This is a genomic window from Bombella sp. ESL0380 (assembly GCF_009725805.1).
Classification (GTDB): Bacteria; Pseudomonadota; Alphaproteobacteria; order Acetobacterales; family Acetobacteraceae; genus Bombella; species Bombella apis.
On sequence record NZ_WNIH01000005.1, the window covers coordinates 371,030 to 388,933 of the forward strand.

General features: G+C 60.3%; 10 protein-coding genes. 2 read left to right on the forward strand and 8 right to left on the reverse strand.

The window, feature by feature from the left end; genetic code table 11:
• Window positions 1–16: 16 nt before the first annotated feature.
• A complete protein-coding gene (locus GM608_RS07410) occupies window positions 17–1,009 on the reverse strand; it encodes a metalloregulator ArsR/SmtB family transcription factor (RefSeq protein WP_227449691.1) in 993 nt (330 codons plus the stop codon).
• A 254-nt stretch (window positions 1,010–1,263) separates the two neighbouring features.
• On the opposite strand from GM608_RS07410, the gene metE reads away from it, so the two are divergent.
• Complete coding sequence (gene metE / locus GM608_RS07415; RefSeq protein ID WP_333645321.1) at window positions 1,264–3,594, forward strand: 5-methyltetrahydropteroyltriglutamate--homocysteine S-methyltransferase; 2,331 nt, start codon at window positions 1,264–1,266, stop codon at window positions 3,592–3,594.
• A 168-nt stretch (window positions 3,595–3,762) separates the two neighbouring features.
• Here the strand turns inward: metE and GM608_RS07420 are convergent, their stop codons facing one another.
• Entirely contained in the window at window positions 3,763–4,317 is a 555-nt protein-coding gene (locus tag GM608_RS07420; protein WP_081562836.1) for an MliC family protein, read from the reverse strand.
• Window positions 4,307–4,837 (reverse strand): hypothetical protein, encoded by a 531-nt coding sequence (locus GM608_RS07425; RefSeq protein ID WP_043558433.1) that lies wholly within the window; start codon window positions 4,835–4,837, stop codon window positions 4,307–4,309. Before GM608_RS07425 ends, GM608_RS07420 begins: the two co-directional genes overlap by 11 nt.
• 148 nt (window positions 4,838–4,985) lie before the next feature.
• On the opposite strand from GM608_RS07425, the gene GM608_RS07430 reads away from it, so the two are divergent.
• Window positions 4,986–7,718, forward strand: coding sequence for a pitrilysin family protein (locus tag GM608_RS07430; protein ID WP_333645322.1), 2,733 nt, complete (start codon window positions 4,986–4,988; stop codon window positions 7,716–7,718).
• A gap of 99 nt (window positions 7,719–7,817) precedes the next feature.
• On the opposite strand, the gene GM608_RS07435 is transcribed toward GM608_RS07430, so the two are convergent.
• From GM608_RS07435 to GM608_RS07455, 5 genes are all read right to left on the reverse strand, one after another.
• Window positions 7,818–8,852 carry a glycosyltransferase gene (locus GM608_RS07435; RefSeq protein ID WP_081562839.1) on the reverse strand — a complete coding sequence of 345 codons (1,035 nt, stop codon included), beginning with the start codon at window positions 8,850–8,852 and terminating at the stop codon, window positions 7,818–7,820.
• A 31-nt stretch (window positions 8,853–8,883) separates the two neighbouring features.
• The gene (locus tag GM608_RS07440; RefSeq protein ID WP_333645323.1) at window positions 8,884–11,892 is read right to left on the reverse strand and encodes a glycosyltransferase; all 3,009 of its coding nucleotides are present in this window, start codon (window positions 11,890–11,892) and stop codon (window positions 8,884–8,886) included.
• An 8-nt stretch (window positions 11,893–11,900) separates the two neighbouring features.
• The gene (locus tag GM608_RS07445) at window positions 11,901–15,278 is read right to left on the reverse strand and encodes a glycosyltransferase (RefSeq protein WP_333645324.1); all 3,378 of its coding nucleotides are present in this window, start codon (window positions 15,276–15,278) and stop codon (window positions 11,901–11,903) included.
• Window positions 15,279–15,508: 230 nt separating this feature from the next.
• On the reverse strand, window positions 15,509–17,218 hold the full coding sequence (gene rpsA / locus GM608_RS07450; RefSeq protein ID WP_043558429.1) for a 30S ribosomal protein S1: 1,710 nt from the start codon (window positions 17,216–17,218) through the stop codon (window positions 15,509–15,511).
• Between the two features lie 254 nt (window positions 17,219–17,472).
• A partial coding sequence (locus GM608_RS07455) for a (d)CMP kinase (protein ID WP_333645325.1) occupies window positions 17,473–17,904 on the reverse strand: 432 nt, incomplete at its 5' end.

The window sequence follows — 17,904 nt, forward strand, 5'->3', positions numbered from 1 at the left end:
CCTTTTACATACGGTTCTACGTAACCCTTGATTGCTGATCCAACGGCAAGCGGCCCATCCAGAGCTTCACCGTCAATTCTCCATCGAGAGAGACAGGGGGGTCTGCTTCCAGCCCTGCCGCCTCGAACCATTGTTTCATGCGGTCATCACTGAAGCCGAGATACATGTGGGCATCCCGTGTGCGGAGTTCCTCACGGTCATGCAGGGCAAAATCCACCACCAGAAGACGCCCGCCGGGGCTGAGAATCCGGGCCGACTCGGCAATGACGGCGGCCGGGTGCTGCGCATAACGCAGCGCCTGATGCAGAATGGTCAGATCAGCCGAGCCTGCAGCCAGTGGCAGGGCATAGAAATTGCCCTGCCGCAGCTTGATCTCTTCTCCATCCGCCGTCCGGTTCTCTTCCAGCTTGACCCGGGCCAACCTCAACATGGAGGGACTGCGGTCAAACCCGATGGCGCTTTCACACTGCGGGGCCAGAAGCTCGAGCATGCGCCCTGTCCCCGTCCCGATATCCACAACACGCCCGAGCGGTCCATCACCCACCAGTTTCACGATGGCCGACTCGACCGATTCTTCCGAAACATGCAGGGAGCGAATCGCATCCCACTCCGCTGCATGAACCTCAAACCAGTCCTCGGCCTCACCCATGCGGACATTCCGCACGGCCTGGAGGCGTTGCCGGTCCGCCCGGCCCATCTCGTCATCATCCTCCTCGTGATAACGCCGCCAATGGTCCAACGCTGCAAAAATGGGCTCCAGGTCATTCTCGTCCCCGAGGGCAAGAAAAACCCAGCTTCCTTCTTTGCGGCGCTCCACCAGTTCGGCCTCCGCCAGCACCTTTACATGCCGGGAAACCCGCGGCTGGCTCTGGCCCAGAACCTGGGCCAGTTCGCCAACTGACAACTCCATTTCGCGCAGCAGGCGCAAAATTCTCAGACGCGTCGGCTCTGCAAGAGCCTGAAAGATTATAAGAGCACGATCCATGCAGACTATATATAATGACTTCATTATATATGCAATATCTGTTGACACATTTAAAAAGCCCTGTCACTTCTGGTTCCCGAAGCACAGCCCGGCCTGTCTCCCCACCCCGTGCAGGGGATGGACCGGACGCTTTTCCCGGCTGCCTCCCGGAGGCAGTCCCGATCTCATCGGTGGGGCAGATACCGCCCGCCCGTTTGCCTTTCTCCCCCCGGCGGCACATCCCGCAGGGTGGTGGAAGGCAAATGGAACGGTGCCCACCCAACGCCAGGAGGCATGTCATGACCGTACGCGTCGCAACACTGGGCTTTCCCCGTATCGGTGGTCGCCGTGAACTGAAAAAGGCTCTGGAAAGTTTCTGGGCCGGCAACAGCAGCGAGGCCGAGCTGCTCCAGACCGCCGCCAGCCTCCGCAAGGAGAACTGGACCCGCCAGAAGGAGCAGGGAGCGGACATCATCCCCTCCAACGATTTCTCCCTCTATGACCATGTGCTGGATACCAGCGCCCTGGTCGGGGCCGTGCCGGATATCTATGGCCACAAGGGTGGCAAGGTGGACCTCACCACCTATTTTGCCATCGCCCGTGGCCGTCAGGTCGCCGGTGGGGAAGAGGCCGGGGACCATGCCCACGACTGTTCCTGTCATCACCATGCCGCCACCGATGTTCCCGCTGCGGAAATGACGAAGTGGTTCGACACGAACTATCACTACCTCGTGCCGGAATTCAAAGAAGGGCAGAGCTTCAGCCTCTCCTCCACCAAGATCATTGACGAATACAGGGAAGCCAAGGCCCAGGGCATCGAGACACGCCCTGTCCTGCTGGGGCCGGTAAGCTTCCTGCTGCTGGGCAAGGCCCACGGTGCAGCCTTCAACAAGCTGGACCTGCTGCCGGGGCTGCTCTCCGTCTATACCGAGGTGCTGCGTGAGCTGCGTCAGGCTGGGGCCGAATGGGTCCAGATTGATGAGCCGACCCTGGTGCTGGACCTTGATGATGCCACCTGCAAGGCTTTTGCCCTGGCCTATCAGAGCCTCACCAGTGCCGTTCCTGACATCAGGCTGCTGCTGACGACCTATTTCGGCGGGCTCGGTGACAATCTGGAGACAGCCCTGTCCCTGCCGGTTCATGGCCTGCATGTCGATCTGGTCCGTGCCCCACACCAGCTGGAGGACGTCGTTGCCAAGGCACGCCCGGACCTGCTGCTCTCCCTCGGCGTGATTGATGGCCGGAACATCTGGAAGGCCGACCTTTCCAGAATTCTGAAGCACATCGCTCCGGTTGCCGCCAAGCGTGACATCATCGTGGCCCCGTCCTGCTCCCTGCTGCACACGCCGATTGATCTGGAGCGTGAAACGCAGCTGGATGCCGAGGTGAAGAACTGGCTGGCCTTCGCCGTGCAGAAGATTGCCGAACTCGCCACCATCGCCAAGGCCCTCAACGAAGGCCATGAGAGCGTGAAGGCCGTTCTGGACGCCTCCGATGCCGCTGCCGAGAGCCGCCGCACCTCCACACGCATCCATAATCAGGATGTAAAGAAGCGTGCCGCCCAGAAGGATGCCAAGCTGACACAGCGTCAGTCCGCCTTCCCTGTCCGCCAGAAGGCGCAGGAAGAGGCCCTGAAGCTGCCGCTCTTCCCCACCACCACCATCGGCTCCTTCCCGCAGACGAAGGAAGTGCGTCAGGCCCGTGCCCGCCACGCCAAGAAGGAACTCTCCACGCAGGATTACGTGGCCTTCCTCCAGAAGGAGACGGCATCCGCCATCAAGTGGCAGGAAGAAGTCGGGCTGGACGTCCTCGTGCATGGCGAGTTCGAGCGCAACGACATGGTGCAGTATTTTGGTGAGAAGCTTTCAGGCTTCGTCTTCACCAAACATGCCTGGGTGCAGTCCTACGGTTCCCGCTATGTCCGCCCGCCCATCATCTTTGGTGATGTCTCCCGCCCGGCAGCCATGACGCTCGACTGGTGGCAGTATGCACAGTCCTGCTCCAGGAAGCCGGTCAAGGGAATGCTGACAGGCCCGGTCACGATCCTGAACTGGTCCTTCGTCCGTGACGATCAGCCACGCTCGGAGACATGCCGCCAGATCGCCTTCGCCATCCGTGACGAAGTGCAGGACCTGGAGAAGGCTGGCTGCCCCGTCATCCAGATTGACGAAGCCGCCCTGCGTGAGGGTCTCCCCCTGCGCCGCAAGGACTGGCAGCATTATCTGGACTGGGCCGTGGAAAGCTTCCGTGTCACGGCCAGCGGCGTGCAGGACAGGACGCAGATCCACACCCACATGTGCTACTCCGAGTTCAACGACATCATCCAGGCCATCGCCGACATGGATGCTGACGTGATCTCCATCGAGACGGCACGCTCCAAGATGGAACTGCTGGAAGCCTTCACCGACCACAAATACCCTGCCGAGATCGGCCCGGGCGTGTATGACATCCACTCCCCCCGTGTTCCGTCCGTCGAGGAAATGGTCGAGCTGCTGCGTGCGGCAGAGAAGAAGGTTGCCCGCCGCCAGCTCTGGGTGAACCCGGATTGCGGCCTGAAGACCCGCAACTGGAAGGAAGTCCGCCCGGCCATCACCAACATGGTCAAGGCTGCCGAGATCCTGCGTGGCTGAAGGCTGAAAGAGATGGAATCCGGCTTCGTTACCTAGCACGATCCATCCAATGAAGCCGGGTTCCGGGGGGCGATTTAAAACAGTCTCCCCCACATGGAAAGGGCTCCCTCTCTGGGGAGCCCTTTTCTGTATTTCCGCTTCCATTGTTGCAGGGCATCTGCCCCATGCTCAATGATCAGCCGTTTTCCCACCGGAAGGGACGACATGGCAGGAAAAGAACACATCATCCTTCCCCTCACGGGCAAACGTGACCTCATCACCCTTCGACCACCAGCTATAGCTGCCTGCCACATATTTGGCACCATCAGCCGCCACGACATTGGAAAACACCAGCACACGACCATCCACGGGCAGAATGGCCAATGCCATGATATCTGCTGTCAGATAGGTCACCGTGAAACGGCCAGCAGGCAGGGAAGTCCGCAGGGACCGGACATCATCACCCGCCTTCTTCTCATCCAGGCTGCATGTATAATCGACATCCTGCCGCCCCACGACCTCATCGGCCGGCAGGGGAATCAGGAGATGATTCTCGGCCTTCCGGGCTGGGACGGCCTTTTTGCGGGGTGATGGACTAGGCTTTCTGTCCTGTACCGGTGCGACAGACTGAGCCTGGAGAGACGCAGCCGTTTCATCACCTGCCACGGCCTCATGCCCCCCAGTCCAGACCACGCCCAGCAGCAGCCCACACAGGGAGGCTACCTTCATCCGGTCATATGCCATCAGTCACGACTCCTCTCAGTTCGACACGACGTCTTGCGGCCCTGCGTTCTTCCTCCGGCGGACGGGGCTGGCAGGCCATGAAATACAGACCCGTCACAAACGCCAGCTGCGACAGCAGGCCCAGACGGTTCCACAACCATGTGGCCGGAGAAGACGGAGCCATGAAAACGGATATGGTCTCATAAACCAGAAAGGCCAGACAGATCAGCCGCAGGCTGCGCATCAGCGGGCGCAGGGGATTGAGCGTGTTCGGCCTCACCAATGGGCGGAACCGCTGGAAGCCGACAAACAGCACGATACTGCACAGAAGTACCAGAACGGACTGGACACTCTCGCTGATGGAGGCCCCGTACATCAGCAACGGTGCCAGAAGGCAGGCAAACTGGAGAACGACGGACCCAAGCTCAAAATTGATGCCGATGCTCCAGGCAGACATGGCACCCGGCAGACGGTCCGCAACGGGCTGGAACAGCCTGTCCAGAATGAAATCATCCAGTGCCTGAAGAACCCCCTCCTTCATCCTGTCTCCTTTTCTCTGATACCATGCCATCTCGGCGTGCCCTGACTCCTGGCCGGGAGTATAACAGAACACACCCCTTGACGATATGTAACCAACACACCGAAAACAGACACAGACCCTTCCCCTGCTGAAAGGATGCGCAGCCCTCATGGCTCTACCCGCTTCACTGTTCCGTCCGGCCCTGCTTGCGGTCACACTGCTGACCACCAGCCTCACGGCCCTGCCCGCCCTGGCCGAAACGGCCCCCCAGCCGACCCGGACCCCAGCGGCACCAGCTGCCCTGACCACAACCGATGAGGAAGGCGTTACCCGGGCGACCCTGAAGAACGGCCTGCGTGTCATCATCGTCCAGAACCATCTGGCCCCGGTCGTGCAGACAATGATGAATTACGAAGTCGGGTCCGTGGATACCCCCAAAGGGTTCCCCGGTACGGCCCATGCGCTTGAACACATGATGTTCAATGGCTCGAAGTCCCTCAGCCGGGACCAGCTGGCCACACTCAGCGCACGGCTCGGCAACAACGACAATGCCGATACGACAGCAGACGTCACCCAGTATTACTTCACCGCCCCTGCCAGTGATCTGGACATTCTCCTGCGTATCGAAGCAGGCAGGATGGAGGGCCTGACTCTGAGCGGAGATGAATGGGCACATGAGCGCGGTGCTATCGAGCAGGAAGTCTCCCGTGATCTCTCCAGCCCGATCTATCGTTACCTCTCACAGGTACGAGGCCTGCTCTACAAGGGGACACCATACGAAGCCGATGCTCTGGGCAGCCGCCCGTCCTTCGATGCCACGACGGTCGATCAGCTGCGGCAGTTCTATGAAAGCTGGTACGCCCCCAACAATGCCGTGCTGGTCATCACCGGTGATGTGGACCCGACCGAAACGCTGAAGAAGGTTGACGCCGCTTTTGGTTCCCTGCCAGCCCGCACCCTGCCAGAACACCCACGGGTTGTGCCGAAACCTGTCGCCAGCCAGACCCTGTCCCTGCCAACGGACCTGCCAGCTGGACTGGTCACGCTGGCATGGCAGATGCCCGGGCAGCGTGACCCCCGCTTTGCCGCCGCCACGCTTCTGGCCGACGTGCTGGCCAGCCAGCGGGCTGATCTCTTTGCCCTCGTCCCGCAGGGAACAGCACTTGAGACCGGCTTCATGTATGCACCAGAAGCCCAGGGCGGCATTGCCACGGCCTATGCGGTCTTCCCGCAGGGTGGCAATCCAGACCCGGTCCGGGTGAAGATGGCCTCCATTCTGGAGCATTACCGCTCCTCAGGCCTGCCGGCAGACCTCATCGAAGCGGCACGGCGGCGGGAAATCGCTGCGCTGGAATTCAACGCCAACAGCATCAGCGGACAGGCGGAAAGCTGGTCCCAGGCTGTGGCCATCCAGCACCTGCACAATCCCCGTGACATGATCCGGGCCTTCCAGACCGTCACCAAAGCCGATATTGATGCCCTGGCACAGGAATGGCTGGACCCCAACCACGCCATCAGTGCGACACTGACACCCAGCAACTCTGGCAAGCCGCTGGCAGATAAAGGCTTTGGTGGTGCCGAATCCTTCACCAATCCGCCCAAGGAGCATGTCACCCTGCCGGACTGGGCAGAGCAGGCTCTTGCCCGGCTGACCCTGCCCCCAGCCTCCCCCCAGCCTTATGCCACCACACTGCCCAACGGCCTGCGGCTGATTGTCCAGCCCGAGCATGTAAGCCATACAATCGAGCTGTATGGCAGCATCCGCCAGAACCCCGCCCTGGAGCAGCCACAGGGCAAGGAGGGTATAGCCTCCCTGACGGACCGGCTTTTCCTCTATGGCAGCACGCAGCATGACCGGCTCTCGCTGGCCCGTGCCCTTGATGACATCTCTGCCGAAGAAGAAGCCGGAAGCAGCTTCAGCCTCAGCACCCTGACAGATTCCTTCACCACGGGCCTGTCCCTTCTGGCAGAGCACGAGCTGCACCCAGCCTTCCCGGCCCAGGCCTTCGTCATCACACGGGAGCAGGAAGCCCGCAGCCAGCAGGGCACGTTGCAATCCCCCGCCTATCGCTTCGGCCGGGCTGTCAAGAAAGCACTGGTCCCGGCAAAGGACCCGACCCTGCGTGAAGCCACGCCAGAGAGTATCCGGGCCCTCAGCCTCAATGATGTGAACACCTATTACCGGCTGGCCTACCGGCCAGACCTGACAACCATCGTCATCATCGGGGACATTACGCCAGAGGATGCCGTACAGAAAATCACGGCTGCCTTTGGCAGCTGGCAGGCCAGGGGACCGGCTCCGCAGATTGACCTGCCGCCAATTCCCCCCAGCCGTGCCAGCAGAACGGTGGTTGCCGACCCCGGACGCTCCCAGGACAAGGTGACACTGACAGAAACACTGGGCCTGACCGTCACCAACCCGGACCGTCATGCTCTGGCCGTCGGCAACACCATTCTGGGTGATGGCTTCTCATCCCTCCTGATGCAGGACCTCCGTGTCCGTACAGGGTATGTCTATGGTGTTGGCAGTGCACTGAATTACAGCCGCACACGCAGCAGTTTCTCCATCACCTTCGGAGCGGACCCGGCCAAAGTACCCGCCGCACAGGCCCTGGCCATCAAGGACCTGAACCGGCTGAGGACAAAACCTGTCTCTGACGAGACGCTGGACCTCGCCAAGGCCAGCCTTCTGCGCAGTTTCCCGATGAGCCGGGCCAGCTTCGATTCCCTTGCCGGTCTCTGGCTCTCTCTGATTGATCTCGACCTGCCGCTGGACAACCCGGACAAGGCCGCCAAAGCCGTTTATGAAATGACAGCAACGGATGTGCAGAAAGCCTTCGCCCGGTGGATCCGCCCGACAGACCTGGCCCGCATCATCATGGGGCCCGCACCGGCACGATGAAGGGCAGTCATTCAGCCCCCTGAACGAAAAAAGGGCACCCCCACGGGTGCCCTTTTCCATACCTGCCACACGTCAGCGTGACCCATGGCGCACTGAAGGTCAGAGCAGGCCTTCATCCATCAGATAATTCACGGCCTGGAGGATGCGGTTGCCATACAGATGCTCCTTCATGGTCCGCTCCTGCGCCTTCCTGGCCATCTCGAACCGCAGGTCATCATCCCGCAGATACCGGTTCACGATCTGCTCGAAATCATCACGGTTCGAGAAAACCGGAATCTCGTCTGCTTCATAATACCGGCGCAGCTCATAGGTTTCCTCATGAAAAACCTGGAAAGCCCCGGCCGCCGCAGCCTCGAACGTGCGTGGGCCCGGCGTGGACGGGGAAATCATGAAGCGCTTGTTCTCAAAATGCAGGGAGCGGCCCAGATTCAGCACCAGACGTGAGCGGCTATACAACTCGATGAGCTGCTGTTTCTCAATCCGGGCATCTGAGAAGCCCACACCCATCTCACCCCAGCCCGGCCCGATGATACGGATATTGAGCTGCTGGAGCACCGGCATGAGGTTGCGCACGACCTCCTTGCGGGAACTGAAAGCCACACCGCAGAAGAGAACATCAATGGTCTTGTCCGCCTGCCTGTCGAGCGGCACATAGTGCTGTTTGGGGCAGGCCCCCAGCGGCAGATGGAACACCCGGTCACGCTGGTAGAAATTGTGCCCCCAGCGGTCGCAGGAAAAGATCACATCAAAATCATTGGCGATCTGGTAATGGGCATCCTGCTCATAGGGGTCTTCCGTGGCCCAGAAGGTCGTCACGGCACCAACCTTTTTCGCAGCCCGTGAGACCTCCCCGAAATAGGTGCTCTCCGGCAGGTAAGACCCCATGGCAAACACCAGGGCTGGCTGAAGGGTATGGATGGCCGAGGCAGCGGCCGTCACATGCACGGACACCACGTTCCCTTTGCCAAAGCAGTCTTCCAGTCCCTCCATGATGGTGGCACGCACCTGGGCATTGGCGTGGCTCTCATAACGGCCACCGCTGCAGAGCAGCACTTTGTGCTCTTTTCTTTTGGGCCTGTTCTTCTTCCGGCTGTCCTTGTCCTTCACGGCGGTCTGCCCTTCACCTGCGCTCATCTGTCACTCCCCCACAACGCCTTGCCCCATGTCAGTTCAGGGAGGCATCCACAATCTGTTTCAATCTATGTCTGAACTGCCCCAGATCGGTATCCCGTTTCACAGCCTCCAGGGCAGACTGGCGGATACGCTGCCAGAGTGTTTCATCATCATACAGCTGCTCCACCGCTGCGGCAAAACCTGCCGGGTCCGTTCCCGGTGCGCTCAGCAGGCTCTCCCCAGCCTGCCAGCCCACCTCCTCCCGAAGCAGATCCGTCACGACCATGGGCAGACCCCGGGCAGCAGCTTCATGCACCTTGAAGGGCAGACCACCGGCAAAGCGTGTCGGCGCCACAAACACCCGGTACCTGTCAAACAGTGCACCAAGATCATCCACCGCTCCCAGAATCTCGACGCGGTCATGCTGTCCCAGCGGGGTCATGTCCACGGCAGGATGAACATACCCGGCAATGTGCAGGCATACATCTTCCGGCAGCGCCTTCAGCAAAGGCAGGACCTCTTCGACAAACCACGTCATGCTGTCGTAATTGGGCGAGGCCTCGCTATGGAAGGCCCCAAGGAAGAGGATGTCCCGCCGCTCCCCATAAGGCCGGGATGTCGGCTCGACTGCCATGCCATGCCCCAGAACCATCACATTGGGATAGCCCGCCCGGCGGATCAGCCCGGCATCATGCTCTGTCACAGCCACGATCTGCTGGCAGTAATGGGCACAGCGCAGCTCCTCCGCCAGCAGCCGGTCCTGCTCTTCCTCCCAGGCCTCCGGCGCAAGCTCCGGAGCCGGGCTGCCATCAGCCATCAGGCCCGTCACCTTCTGCTGAAGGAGAGTTCTCGGGGCCGCCACCACTTCCGTATCCAGGACGGAGCCACAATGCGGCAGGAAGCGGCTTGCCTCATTCAGCAGAGGCAGAAGGCGGGCCATGTTGTGGGTCCGCCCGACCCAGAGCAGGTCATAATACCCGGCCCGTTCCTCCAGAAACTCCAGCAGAGTGGACATGTCCTGATTGAAGACCAGCTCCACCTCTTCCGGGAAGTCCCGGTAAAGCAGGAAGGGCGGTATCTGCTCCCGCATGACGGGAAAGACCGTCACATGATAATCCAGCGCCACAAGCGCACGGACAATATCATTGGAACGCACATAGCCTGAACCCAGACCCCGCAAGGGGATCCGATCCTCGATCAGCAGGACACGCTGCCGCTCCGGCCTGCGCCGCTCGCGCCCCAGCAAGGCATTGCGGATATGCTGGGGCTGCTGCTGACGCAGGAACTCCTGATGCTGCTGGGCAAAGACCTTCCAGTGCCGCTGGATGAGCTGATGAGAGCCACTCTGCCCGGAACTGCCGAACTCCAGATGCTCGACCATCGCCAGCGGTTCATAGACAATCCGGGCCCCGATCTTCTGGAGCCGGACACACAGATCCGTATCCTCGAAATAGGCAGGCCAGTACCGGGTATCGTACCCACCAAGACGCCGGAGCAGCCCTGTCCTGACCAGCAGAAAAGCTGCCGAGCCATAATCGACCTCCCGGCTGAAGCTGGCCTCGGGAATGTTGGGGTCATCCTGCCGCCGGTATCCATAAGTCGCTCCGTCCCTCCAGATGATGGACCCGGCTTCCTGAAGGAAGAGATTGGTCCGCACCAGACGGGCTGCCACGGCCCCGGTTGTTTCCTGACGATACAGGCGCTTCAGCGCATGGTGCAGCGCATCGGGATAAAGCCGTATGTCATTGTTGAGATACAGCACAGCCGGTGCCGTGACATGCTCCAGCGCCTCATTGCAGCCCAGCAGATAGCCGATATTGGTCCTGTGCCGAAGGATGATCGCCCCCTCGACAAGCTGTTCCAGACCGGATGTCTCATCACAGGAGCCGGAATCCACGATGATGAGCTCGATGGCTCCATCATATCCAGCCCGCAGGGACGCCAGAGCCTGAAGGGTGAGGTCGATCTGGTCATGCACGACCATGATGACACTGACTTCCGCCATGCCCCGCACCCGGAAATCCAGCTTCTGACGGGCGAGGGCAGGCAGATGCAGGGCCGCATCATCCCGGAACAGCTGGCGGGTCTGGTCCTCATCAGGAAGAGGGTCCTCACATCCCACTGGTACGGCATGGCCAGCCTTTTCCGCTACCAGACGGGCGAAGGGACTGTCATGGACACCGCCCTCACAATCCGACCAGACGAGAGGATGGCGTTTATAAAGCGCCAGATCAATTCCCTCTGCTGGTGAACGTCCCTCATGCGCCCCGAACAGAACGAAATGTTCATACCCATTCCGCAATCCCCCGGCACCAACGGAAGGAAGAATATCCGGGGATGTCCTGCGGTAATAGGCCTCATCGAACCAGGGCGACGGATTGAAGGCCTCCGGCGTTGGATTTGTCAGATAATGATGCAGCGCATTACCATAATCCCCGGCCTCGATGGCTTCACGCACCTGCGGGTAGGTTTCCAGATACCAGGGGGCATCAAAATACCAGGAAAGTGGCGCAGCATCTGCGATATAGGCCGGCAGAACCAGCCATGAGGCCAGCAGCCCCTCCGGGCCGAACCACTCCTCATGACGGCCTGCCATTTCCTGAAGCAGCGTCACATCCACAAAGGGCCCCGCCCTGAACCCATGCGCCTCACCATGGGAGAGGTAATGATCATACCCGTTGCAGAAACCACGCTCCGCCAGATGACGGTCTGTCAGCTCCAGATATCGACGGCGATAGGCCACCTCATCAAACAGCCAGTGTGGCGAGAAGCGATGATACCCCTCTGACCGGTAATGCTCGAAGCCGGACTTCCAGCGTTTTTCCAACAGGCCACGTCGCACTTCAGGATAGGCCTGCCGATACCATATCTCATCAAAATACCGGTTGGGCGAATGCCCCCTGTGGCAGCCAATCTCCTCGTAGAAACGCTGCGCATCTTCATAGCCATGCTGGAGCATCAGCTCCTGCGCATCAGGGTACCGCAGCAGATACCACTGCGGCTGGAACTCAAGCCACTGGGGTGACAGTCCCCCCAATGGCCCACCGGCCCTGTCCGCCACGCCAGAACTCATTGCCGGGACTGTCGGTCAGAAAGGTCCAGCACCAGCTGCCGGATACGCTCCTGCTGCTCGTCGGTCGGCATTTCACGGTAAAGCGCCTGGCAACGGCCCCCTTCCATCTGCATGCAGATATCCGTCACGACCGTCCCGAAAATCTCTCCGATGATATTCACCAGAGCCAGATGCCAGACGCCGCCCATTGGGCTGACACGTCCCTTCCATGGTCTCAGGAGCCCTTCAAAGCCAGAGCAGAGTGGCGCATCGTGATGGGCTGTCCGGACATCATCCCGGGCAAAACGGGACATGGCGAAAAGGACGATCTCATCCGTCTCCTCACTGACCATGGCAGCGTACACCGTACCAGACCGGCCCTGCCCCGCCATGAAGCTCCAGCCCCGCAGAACGACCCCCCCCCACTCCTCAGGCGGCACGACCAGCGTCGTATCCTCATTGGCTGCCAGAAGCTCCAGACGGTCCATGAAATAGAACTGCGTCCCCTGCTCCTGCGCAAAGAGGCGCCCTCGCGGGAAACGGGTCAGCGGAACACCCCGCAGGACATTGTCATCATTCACGACCCTGTAAAAATCGTTCAGGATCACATCATTGTCCGGACGGAAGGCCCTGATGCTCTTGACCTTGCTGCCCTCGACCTCCAGGCCATAGGCCAGCAGCTGGAACGCCCCACGGCCATTGATGGAGTTGACAAGGCCGATCCTGTACCAGCCCTCGCACCATTTGCCCCGGAGCGCCGCCTTGACGGAAAAACCGGACCGGCGCGGCACATCGGCACCGAACAGTTCCGAAATGTCCCCCCGGCTTTCCCGCTCGCTCTTCAGGAAGATCAGCGGGCTCCGCTCATCTTCACTGATCAGCACGACATGCAGCTGTCCCGCCGTCGTGACACCAGGAATGAACAGCCAGCCACGGAGATGGAATTCATCAGCCGATTTGAAGGTCTTCTCTGCCCCTTCAACAAGCACATGGTGGCAGATGTCATCCAGATAACAGTTGGCCCCCTGGATGGCGAACCAGTCATTGATGTGCGATGGCAGATTGATGGCCAGATCCCGCACCAGCGGGGGATCAAAAATATGACGGGGCGGCGCCTGGTTCTTCCAAGAAGAGATGGGCAGAAGGCCAAGCTGCCCGGCATCCAGCATCAGGTCTGACACACCGAGAAGACGCTTTGGTGCGAGCTCCCTGTAAAGGCTGAGCAACCCGGCCGTATAATCTCCTTCATGCGTCCAGAGATCAGGCGTGATGGCCTCCATCATCTTCCGGCGGATATCCTCCGAAGACCGCAGAAGCTCCAGACGTTCCAGCACAACGTCTGCCCGGCTGACCGGTACCTTGAAGCCATTGACACCATCCGTCACACGGTCATCCAGCGCCCCGATTTCCGTCACGATGGGCACCAGCCCGTACTGCCATGCCTCGGAGAGGGAGATGCAGTAGGTCTCGGGCCATATGGAGAGAAACAGCGCCACATCGGCCTGTTTCATGACATCCGTATTGCCGACCTCGTACCGCCCATGCACCGTTACGTTCGGGCGTTTCATCCCCTCCAGCACCGGCTGATAATCCGGATGGACATAGCCCAGAATGTGGAAATGGAAATGATCAGGATGGGCCGCCTCTATCAGGGAAAGGATGGTATCCGCTCCCTTGGTCCGGGCGAAATTGCCAACAACAGCCACGCCCAGCGGGCGTTCTTCCAGCGGCCTGTAAGCGTTGGGCACAACCGGCACCGTCACGTCGGGGCTCGGGATCCCGTTGACCAGACTGATCTTCCTGTCCAGCACAGGGTAGATCCTGTGCATGAAGTCCCGAGAATGGGCCGTACCGAACATGATGGCATCAACGTGGTGCAGCATCCGGTCGATGAAGGCACGGCGGGGCTGTTCCCCGCCATACTCGATCCCTTCCGCCTGCTTCAGCATGATATCCATGGCCAGAACGGAACCAAACTGGTCCTCCACATGCCGCATCTCCTGATTCAGCAGGTTGTAGCGGGATGACACCAGCCAGAAATCATGCGCCGAGAACAGGACGCCTGCCCCGCTTGCCTTGGCAATGAGCGGCAGGGAAAGAGCGTGATGCCCCAGATGCTGGAAATGAACCACATCGATATTGTACTGGCCCAGCACACTGGAGAAGAGCATCTCTTCCTGCGCATCGCAGACGACATCATCCCAGCTGCATTCCGCAATATCGAAACGCTCCAGCTCATGCCCGTTGGCAGACAGGAGGCGGCAGTTCGTCCCCCGCCGCAGCCAGAAGAAAAACTCCACCTCCCGGCCCAGAAAGGAGCAAAGCTCCCGCTGGTAAACCTCAACCCCACCCCAGACCTGCTCATGAATGGTGGAGTGGGTGCACATCAGCACCCGCAGGCGGTTGCGGCGTGGTGTCGGCACCACATTGGCCGGAGCATGGCATGTGAACTCCGCCTGCGTGACTTCACGGATGAACTGGAGACGATGCGCATAGAGATGCTGCCCGATGACCGACTTCTGCGCCGCCAGGGCGGAGTCCTGCCGCAGCTCATGATCCCGCAGCAGTCGGGCGATGCTCTCCACCACCTCATCATCATCATGGGCCAGATGAACGCCATCCACACTCCTGAAGTGCTCGACATCCATGCCACGGGCCACTTCAACCACCTGCGCTGTCCCTGCGAGGCCAAGCTCAAAATAGCGTGGACCAGGCGCCGTCGCCTGGCTGACATCACCATGGCTGGCATAGTCCCGGAACATGGTCAGCGTCACAGCACTGGCATTGGCGAAATCAATAAAGGCCTCATGGCTGACAGGCCGCTGGAGGGCCAGTGCAGCAATATCGTCCGGCAGCGGGGGAAGATATTCATTGCCCGGGCAGACAAGCTTCAGCCTTACATCAGGAAAGCTGGCCAGAACACGCCGGAGAGTCCGCACCCGGTTGGGCCACATCGTCCCGGCAAAAAACAGATCATACTCACAATCAGCCGCAGCCCGCACGGGCCGCTCATGCAGGCTGGGACTCGCAGCCAGCGGCAGATAATGCCCCTTGCCCTGATAGACTGACACGGAGGCCGGATCATTGGTGAAAACATGGTCAAACAGCGGAGCCAGCTGACCGTTTATCTCCTGCATGAAGGGGTCTTCAAATGTCCAGAGAATCACGGTCTTGAAGGCGGGGCGCACACGGCGGATCAGGGCCTGATTGATGCGCTGGCCATCAATACAGAGCAGGGTGTCATGCTGGCCGGAGGCCGCCGCACTGGCCAGACTCATATTGTCGGCAACGACAATGTTTTCTTTCCCGAACAGCTCTTCTGCCGCACGCTGTATTGCCAGTGTCAGATAGGCATTCGGGTTATGGGTATGATTCGTGTTGTAGATAATCGCCATTGCCAACCCTGAGTTCCAAGAAAAACCTATCTTCAAGTCTGGCCGCACCAGACAGACCGTAAGAACGGCTTAATTACAGAGGACGAGCCAGTCTGAAAGCGCAGCTCCAGTAAAGATTTACCACCAACATAATTACAAAACAATAAAAGGGCGGCCAAATGGCCGCCCTTTTACCGCTTTGAATCCATGAAGAAATGTTACCATTCCGCCATGGTCCGAAAATGAGCTTCTCAGTCCTCGGAGCTACGACGACGGATGGCCGCACCAAGGATATCACCGAGAGATGCACCGGAGTCAGAAGAGCCATACTCACTGATGGCCTGCTTGTCTTCCTCAACCTCACGACCACGGATGGTCAGAGACAGCTTGCGGGAAGAACGGTCCAGACCGACCACCTTGGCATCGACCTTCTCGCCAACAGCGAAGCGTTCCGGACGCTGCTCGCTCTTGTCACGGGCCAGCTCGCCACGACGGATGAAGCCTGTCAGGACATCATCAACCTTGACCTCGATCCCGTTGCTCTGAACAGCCGTCACAACGCAGGTGACAACATCACCCTTGTTGATGCGGTCCAGCACATCGGCAGCCGGGTCTTCCTGAAGCTGCTTGATACCCAGGGAGATACGCTCCTTCTCGGCATCCACATCGAGAACCTTGGCCTGAACGACCTGGCCCTTCTCGTAGCGCTTCATGACCTCTTCGCCGGACTCGTCCCAGGACAGGTCGGACATGTGGACCATGCCGTCGATGTCGGCGGACAGGCCGATGAACAGACCGAACTCGGTGATGTTGCGGATCTCGCCTTCGATGACAGAGCCAACCTTGTGCTCTTCAGCGAACTGCTCCCACGGATTCCGCTGAACCTGCTTCAGGCCCAGGGAGATGCGGCGCTTGGCGCTGTCCACATCCAGAACCATGACCTCGACCTCCTGGGAGGTGGCCACGATCTTGCCCGGATGGACGTTCTTCTTCGTCCAGGACATTTCGGAGACGTGCACCAGACCTTCAACACCCGGCTCCAGCTCAACGAAGGCACCGTAGTCCGTGATGTTGGTCACGCGGCCCGTGAAGCGGGCATTGACCGGATACTTGACGGCCACGTTCTCCCACGGATCAGCCTCAAGCTGCTTCATGCCCAGGGAGATGCGCTGCGTGTCGGAGTTGAAGCGGATCACCTGCACGCGGACAGGCTGGCCGATCTGCAGAGCTTCAGACGGATGGTTGATGCGCTTCCAGGCGATGTCGGTAACATGCAGCAGGCCATCAACGCCGCCGAGGTCAACGAACGCACCGTAATCGGTGATGTTCTTGACGACGCCATCGAGAATCATGCCTTCCTTCAGGCCCTGGATCAGCTCGGAACGCTGCTCGGCACGGGTCTCTTCCAGAACGGCACGACGTGACACGACGATGTTGCCACGGGCACGGTCCATCTTGAGGATCTGGAACGGCTGCGGCTGGCCCATCAGCGGCCCGACGTCACGCACGGGGCGGATGTCCACCTGGCTGCCCGGCAGGAAGGCCATGGCGCCGCCCAGATCAACCGTGAAACCACCCTTCACGCGACCATAGATCGTGCCGTTGACACGCTGGTTGTGGGCAAAAGCGCTCTCCAGAGCGGTCCATGCCTCTTCGCGGCGGGCTTTCTCACGGGACAGAACGATGGAACCGTCACGGTCCTCGTAGCGCTCGATGAACAGCTCGAACACATCACCCGGCTTCACATCCGGGGTTGTGCCAACAGGGCCGAACTCGCGCAGGGCAACACGCCCCTCGCTCTTCAGGCCGACATCGACGATGGCGTGATCGTCTGTCAGACGGATGACACGGCCGCGGACAACGGTCCCGTCAAACGCACTGTCACTGCCCAGTGTTTCATCCAGCAGGGCAGCAAAATCTTCTTTACCGTGTTCCGGTGTATTCTGAGTGGCAGAAGCCATGTATTTCCAGCATTCCAGAGTGCCGCAGCCAGTGCCCGGCACCCAGCCATGCGCCGTCTCCCTCTGCCCAAAAACACAGTGATGGGCTCCAAAAAACGACGTCTCCCCCCGACCCCACAGCCCGGAGCGGAAGTCATCACAAATCGCAGATCCCCCACCCCGCGGCAGGGGATTCATGACACCACGGGCTGTGCGGCGTCATACCCCCTCACCAACACGCATAAGGGGGGGACTGTCAACAGCGAAGATATGAATCAGCGCCGGATGATGCCCTTTTCCTGCAGAATCTGGCAGACACGGTCCAGCACGTCGGCTGCATCCAGATCATCCGTTACAATCTGCACGGCATCCTCGGCCGGGCGCAACGGTGCCGTCTCGCGGGAGGCGTCCTGCTGATCCCGTGCATTGATGGCCGCCACTTCCTCAGCCAGCTGGGCCGGAGACGTGCATGGCTGACCATGCCGCTGCACATAACGCCGCTGGGCCCGGACCTCTGCCGAGGCCGTAATGAAGAATTTGGCGGTGGCATCAGGAAACACGACCGTCCCGATATCACGACCATCCACCACGGCACCCCGGGCCCGCCCGAAATGACGCTGCCGCTCCAGCAGAGCTTCCCGGACCTCCGGGTGCCGGGCCACGGCGGAGGCCGCCCGGTCCACCTCCGGCTCCCGCAGGTCGGTCCG

What these genes read in the sequence shown, in the direction of transcription:
- metE (WP_333645321.1), top strand. Translation starts at nt 1,264, where the DNA reads ATGACCGTACGCGTCGCAACACTGGGCTTTCCCCGTATCGGTGGTCGC.
- GM608_RS07445 (WP_333645324.1), bottom strand. Translation starts at nt 15,278, where the DNA reads ATGGCGATTATCTACAACACGAATCATACCCATAACCCGAATGCCTAT.
- GM608_RS07420 (WP_081562836.1), bottom strand. Translation starts at nt 4,317, where the DNA reads ATGGCATATGACCGGATGAAGGTAGCCTCCCTGTGTGGGCTGCTGCTG.
- GM608_RS07435 (WP_081562839.1), bottom strand. Translation starts at nt 8,852, where the DNA reads ATGAGCGCAGGTGAAGGGCAGACCGCCGTGAAGGACAAGGACAGCCGG.
- GM608_RS07430 (WP_333645322.1), top strand. Translation starts at nt 4,986, where the DNA reads ATGGCTCTACCCGCTTCACTGTTCCGTCCGGCCCTGCTTGCGGTCACA.
- GM608_RS07410 (WP_227449691.1), bottom strand. Translation starts at nt 1,009, where the DNA reads ATGAAGTCATTATATATAGTCTGCATGGATCGTGCTCTTATAATCTTT.
- GM608_RS07425 (WP_043558433.1), bottom strand. Translation starts at nt 4,837, where the DNA reads ATGAAGGAGGGGGTTCTTCAGGCACTGGATGATTTCATTCTGGACAGG.
- rpsA (WP_043558429.1), bottom strand. Translation starts at nt 17,218, where the DNA reads ATGGCTTCTGCCACTCAGAATACACCGGAACACGGTAAAGAAGATTTT.